The sequence below is a fragment of the Gilliamella sp. Fer4-1 genome (genome assembly GCF_001690515.1).
Classification (GTDB): Bacteria; Pseudomonadota; Gammaproteobacteria; order Enterobacterales; family Orbaceae; genus Gilliamella; species Gilliamella apicola_C.
In genome coordinates this window covers 1-6,030 of the sequence record NZ_LZGZ01000036.1, presented here as the reverse complement: position 1 = coordinate 6,030, position 6,030 = coordinate 1, and the positions used below count along the sequence as shown (strand labels likewise).

Here is a 6,030-nt window from a genome sequence, read left to right as displayed (position 1 = left end):
CTAGTGAATAACCCGAATCGGTTGGAAAAGCGATAACACCACCATCATTTAATATATTAACAACTTGCTCTAATAGCCGTTTTTGGGGGTTATCAGGGTGAATATAAAAAGTTTGGCTCATAATTGTTCTATATCAATATAATTTTAATGTTGAAGATGATACCATCAAGTATTTGATGGAACGTAAATATCAAACCTTTTAACCCATTATTATTAGCGTTGCCAATTATGCCAAATTGGTGTAACGCTATCAGGCAATGGTGTTGTTTTACCTAAATCTAAATAGGTATCAACGCCATGAAAATCCGAACCTTGTGATGCCAACAGGTCAAATTCATTGGCTAATTTAGCTAATCGAGTTAAATCATCTTGCGTTTGCCGGCTTTGCGAAACTTCAATTGCCACACCACCACAAACTTTAAACTCACTGACTAATAGCTTCAATTTAGTTAAGGTTAGATCGTAACGACTTGGGTGAGCAAGTACCGCTTGTCCACCTGCGGCTCGAATAGCATTAACCGCATCAGCAATGCAACACCATGTTGCTGGCACATAAGCATACCCTCCTTTGCCTAAATACTTTTTAAATGCTCTTTTGATATCCTTAACATAACCGTTAGCAACTAAAAATCTTGCAAAATGGGCACGTGAAACAATATCACCTTTAGCAAAGTGTTGTGCTTGTTGATAAGCATTTTCTATACTGACTTTAGCTAGTTTATCACTTATGGCTAACGCTCGATTAATGCGTCCTTGTTCTTGTGAAGATAGCAATGCCAATAACTGTGGATTTTCAATATCAATATTCAGCCCTACAATATGAATTTCGCTGTTTTTCCACGCTGTTGATATTTCAACGCCAGACACTAATTTAACGGGTAAATTTTCATTAGCTATCACTTTTTGCGCTTCAGGTAAACCTTTAACGGTATCATGATCAGTAATAGCCAAAAGAGCGATTTGATTATCCACCGCTCTTTTGATAAGTTGGCTTGGCGTTAAAACACCATCTGATGCAGTGGTATGAGAATGTAAATCAACAATCACTTTTTTCTCGAAAATTATTTTGAAACGTGTAATATACCACACAAATTGCATGACCACGAAAAGGTATATTATGAAAGATCAAATTATTCTTGCTCAGCAAGATACTAACGCTATTATTGAAGAACTATTAGAAGATGGTAGCGATCCTCATGCGCTTTATATTATTGAACACCATGTTTCATCGCAAGATTTTGATAAATTAGAAAAAGTAGCAGTAGAAGCCTATAAATTGGGTTATGAGGCAACCGATCCTGATGAAGATGTAGATGATGCAGGCAACGTTGTTATTGGTTTTGATATTATTGCCGAAAGCCCGCTTAATGCTGAATTAATCAATGCGCAAATTGCTGAAATAATCAACCTTACCGCCCAGTTTGGCGTCAATTATGATGGCTGGGGCACGTATTTTGAAGATGGCAACGATGACGATTTTGATGATGCTGAGTTTATAGAAACCGTGCACTAAACATCATCCATATCTTTTTAAATACCTACTGTTATCCATCAAACAACGGATAACAGTAGTTGACTAGCATAACTTATTTTACTTTCTCTATACGACTGGTTCTTTTTTGATTTGGCGATACACTTCGCACACAAACGGTTTCACCCTTTTTAATATTAACTGGCTCATTATAACGATGCCATTGTTTTCCTTGGTTGGTTGAATATTCAATAGTTAAGCCAGGAAAAACAATATTTGCTATTAATTTATTATTTTCAATTTTAGCACCCGGTATAGGCAAGCGATAATTGATATTGGCTAAATCAAGTTTTTGCAACTCACGTTGCCCAACTAAATTGGCAAATCGAGTCCAATCATTCAGTAATTTTTGTTGATTAACATAATGCGTGGTTGTTTGAGAAAATTCACGATCTTTTTGGTAGTCAATTTCCCAATCAGCTTGATGCCAAGCTCGTTCAGCTACGGCTAACAAACGGGGAAAAGTCATGTATTCCATTTTTTTATCGGTACGAATATCTTCCGTCCAAATCTGAGCAGATAGCCCATAAGCGCCAGACCAATTCATTGTACCTTTAGCTGTAAATGGGTTACCATCGCGATCAACAGATGTTTCTGCATTTTGTGGTAAATTATTTGGCGCAAAGCTAAACATCTTTCTTTCATCATTAAAACGCGTAGCCCAATAATAACCACTTTCTTTTGGGTTGACTTCATAAGGCATATCTAAATAAACATAATCAGGGTTAGATATTATGACTTGATAGCCTTTATTTGCCCACTCGTTCACAGAGTCAAAGCCACCCCAATATAATGTATCCCAAAAATTGACCGTAACTTTATCTACTGCAAACGATTTTGCATTAGTCGCGTGCTTCATGCCATCTTGCCAAGCTTGCATATGGTTTATACCATGATTTTTTATTATTGAGCTAACTTCTTGAGCAAAATAACTAGGAAGGTGTTCAATATCGTTAACAATGCCATTATTTACCATTGTTTGGCAAGCTTGTGATTTAGCCCAAGGGTAATCTTCTTGACTTTGATCTATTGTGCCTTTAGCATCCGTTTTATCTTTGGCTTTTATATCTTGATACCCAGCGCCTAAGCGAATATTTTTTGCTTCATCGCCACCAAAATGCCAAGTTCTAAGCGGTTGATCGGCCTCAACATGCATTTTTGCGATCTCATCAATAATTTTATTTACGAAACGTTTCGATGAATCAAGACAAGGATTTAAATAGCTTAAACGGTTATAAAATTGTACTGTGGTGGTATTTGACGTATCGGTTGGATCAACTAGTCGAAACTCATTGGCTTGTGCTTCTTTTCCTTCTGCCATTAAACGTTTATAACGTGCCTCCATAGACACAATGGCAGCCCGTGCATGAGCAGGCATGTCAATTTCTGGTATAACCTCGATAAAACGAGCTTTAGCATATTTAACAATATCAATATAGTCTTGACGGCTTAAAAAACCAGATCCGGTGGTATTGTTTTCAGGACCGGAACCGAGTTGTGGCAATAAACATTGCTGTTCATTAAGATCATGACAACGTTTACTGCCGATTTCGGTTAGCTCGGGTAATCCAGGAATTTCAATACGCCACCCCTCATCATCACTTAAATGAAAATGAAATTTATTCATTTTATATTTTGCCATTTGATCTAATAAGCGCATGATTGATTCTTTAGTTTTAAAATTACGACCAATATCGAGCATAATGCCTCGATAGGCAAAACGTGGCGAATCAAAAGCATTAAGTGATGGAATGGTTTTGATATCGTTTACAGGAATCAACGATAAAATAGATTGCACAGCATAAAATATCCCTCTTTGGTCATAAGCTGATATTAGTGTTTCATCATTTTTAATATCTAATTGATACGCTTCTAATTGCCCTTGCTTGAATTGTTTAGGATCAATGATTGCTTTTATCTTGTATCCATTTTCCGTTACAGGAATATTTAGTGCGTTAAATTCTGCCTTTAAAATAGCTAAACTGTCTTGATTTAAACCATCAAGAATTAAATTAACGCCTTGCTGACCAATAGATATATCTTGTTTATTTAATGTGATTTTAGTTGGTGTTGGTAAAATTTGCCCACGTAGCGATTCAGCCGATAATGTTTTAATATCCGAGTTATATTGAAAACGGTTAACTGGATTCATTATTGTATTGTGATCGTCGGCGGTCCTTTTCCACTGCTGTGTAATTGGAGCTACAAATGCCGATAAGTCATCGGAATCTGTATTTGTATTAGCAATTATTTTGGGTTTAGCATTACTTGATGTCACATACCAACGAGGCATTGCATCGCTTTCACTCACAACCCAATATTCGCCAATAATGGGAATATTAATCGTGGAATTAGCAGGAATCGATGTGAATTTTTCTGTTGGTTCAATTTTATGAAGATCGCCTGTAATATGAGTAATTTTGAACTGATCATTGTTTATTGCTAAAATCATGCGAATATTATTAAAATAAATAGCCCAATCTTTATCTTTAATTTCTGGGCCATTATTCTTTAGTGAAATCATCATTTTGTTACAAGCAGCCCAATCGGCACCTAAAGCCGAGCAATTTATACCATGTGCCCCTGCTTGATTATCGATTACCTCATATTGAACATTGAGTTGTGAACTCATCACATCAACAATTTGTTGAGAAGCTGAAACAGCTTGAACGGCACAAACATTTAACAAAGAGGCGATTGAAGTGGCTAATATTGCTGTTTTAATCTTTTTCATAAAATTTTACCTATTTTTGTTTAGCATTAAATACAGTGAATGGAATAGTCACAATAAACTTGATATCACGCTCATCTTGGAAGATATTGCCGTATCCTCCTCCCCAGCTTGGTATGCTATTTGAGTGATTATTATATTTGGTATAATGTAGTTGGAATGAAGTATCTTTTGCTAAACCATTTTGTATGCTATAACTTAAATCAAAATTATAAGCAGATTCAATTAAGCGTTGTTTTTGATTTTTTGCTGTAGAATTTGGCTTTGCATCCCAACCATAAGCATAAGAAGCACCCGTTTTCCAACCTGCGAAATAATTAGATACATCACTTAAATCATAAGTGACTTCGGCAAATACGGCCTTTTCGCCATTAGCATTAAAATCTGAACGAGAATTCCACCATATATCTAAACGACCATTTGATGAGGCATAATCAGGTGTCATACGTTGTAAAAAAAAGCCTTGCTCGCCTTCAGCTTTAACTGTTACACCTTCAAGTCGAAAATTAACTGGCCCTACTTGATAACCCAATGTGGCTGCTTGTAACCACGCTAAACCATCGTAAACATCTTTGCCTTTATGTGATTGATCTTTGGCACCATAAAATTGATAGCTAAGAGTGAGAGGATTATCCAGTAGATTTGTTTTATAAGAAGCTTTGCCAAAAAATTGGTTCATATAATTTTGTGCCTGCCCAAATGCGCTTTCTAATACTAAATCATTTTTAAAATCATACTTCAAACCCGCAGAATGCAAAAAGTCAATTTTTTTACCTGCTCCCCACTGACGAAACTCATAAAGCTTTTTATACCATGGTGCTTTATATTTATCAGCCCACATATACGACATGGATAACACGCCAGAAGTATCAAAATCAATTGTTGAGCCAAGTTCAAACCCACGATAAGTACCTGGTAATAAGCTCCAATGAGGAGCAAGCAAAGTTTGCCCAGAAGGTTGAATGTAGCCCGTTTTTATCCAGAATAACTCATCGATTTTAAAATTTGCCTGTGCTTTATAAAAGCTCAGCCCACTAACATCTTTTTTCCAATTCTCGTCCCAACGAGTATTAGCCCCACTAAATCCTATTTCATTGGGATGCCCATTTCCACCATTACTCACTTCCCATGCGCCATAACCGCCAAGTTCAATAGCAAACTTATCTGCGATATAACCTGATCTAAAATCTAAATTAGCGTTAAATGAGGTGTGTCTTAAATTTTTCTCATACTTATGCTCATCAATATCTTTACGTTCTCGATCTCGATTCCAAAAAAAGACATTACCCGTTAATGATGAATCATCAATAAATTGATTAACATTAGATGCATAAACGGGAATTGTACTTGTTAAAACAGATAAGGATAAAATCAGTTTAGTTAAAAAATTAAATCGACATGATATTATTTGTACATTATAGATACTCATATGTTATTCCTATAATTATTCTGTTTAATTAACAATTAAATTCATCAAGATCTAACTCACTCAATTAATAAATTGTTTGTGAATACGCGTTTTTATAATGCATAAACATATTTTATCTAGCAAATTAAACAATCTAAAATCGTGATCAAAATCACCAAAAAATACATTTTTAATGTAAATTTTTAGAGAAAAATCACAACTTTTTTTATTATAAAAAATAAAAACAAAGCACATCGTTTTAACAAATTGTAACTATCGTACTGAGGTACTCGATTTATATCTATTTAATAATCTAGAACAAGCAAGAAAGGTAACCGAAGAATGGCTAACCATTTATAA

General features: G+C 35.3%; 4 protein-coding genes and 1 pseudogene. 1 reads left to right on the top strand and 4 read right to left on the bottom strand.

Annotated elements, in window-relative coordinates:
* Positions 1-121 (bottom strand): annotated as a pseudogene (locus tag A9G30_RS13510) (L-threonylcarbamoyladenylate synthase); the annotation flags it as partial.
* A gap of 92 nt (positions 122-213) precedes the next feature.
* Positions 214-1,047, bottom strand: coding sequence for an RNase RNM (gene rnm / locus A9G30_RS01095; RefSeq protein WP_218057676.1), 834 nt, complete (start codon positions 1,045-1,047; stop codon positions 214-216).
* A 70-nt stretch (positions 1,048-1,117) separates the two neighbouring features.
* Here rnm and rraB point away from each other — a divergent pair, with 70 nt between their 5' ends.
* Positions 1,118-1,513 (top strand): ribonuclease E inhibitor RraB, encoded by a 396-nt coding sequence (gene rraB, locus A9G30_RS01090; protein ID WP_065587786.1) that lies wholly within the window; start codon positions 1,118-1,120, stop codon positions 1,511-1,513.
* Positions 1,514-1,586: 73 nt separating this feature from the next.
* Here rraB and A9G30_RS01085 read toward each other — a convergent pair whose 3' ends face one another.
* Together A9G30_RS01085 and A9G30_RS01080 are read right to left on the bottom strand one after the other, a co-directional pair.
* Positions 1,587-4,265 (bottom strand): beta-N-acetylhexosaminidase, encoded by a 2,679-nt coding sequence (locus A9G30_RS01085; protein ID WP_065587785.1) that lies wholly within the window; start codon positions 4,263-4,265, stop codon positions 1,587-1,589.
* Between the two features lie 10 nt (positions 4,266-4,275).
* Entirely contained in the window at positions 4,276-5,691 is a 1,416-nt protein-coding gene (locus A9G30_RS01080; RefSeq protein WP_065587784.1) for an OprD family outer membrane porin, read from the bottom strand.
* Between the last annotated feature and the right edge of the window lie 339 nt (positions 5,692-6,030).

Bases quoted from the DNA above. Each gene is read 5' to 3' on its own strand.
- rraB (WP_065587786.1), top strand. From the start codon at position 1,118: ATGAAAGATCAAATTATTCTTGCTCAGCAAGATACTAACGCTATTATT.
- A9G30_RS01085 (WP_065587785.1), bottom strand. From the start codon at position 4,265: ATGAAAAAGATTAAAACAGCAATATTAGCCACTTCAATCGCCTCTTTG.
- A9G30_RS01080 (WP_065587784.1), bottom strand. From the start codon at position 5,691: ATGAGTATCTATAATGTACAAATAATATCATGTCGATTTAATTTTTTA.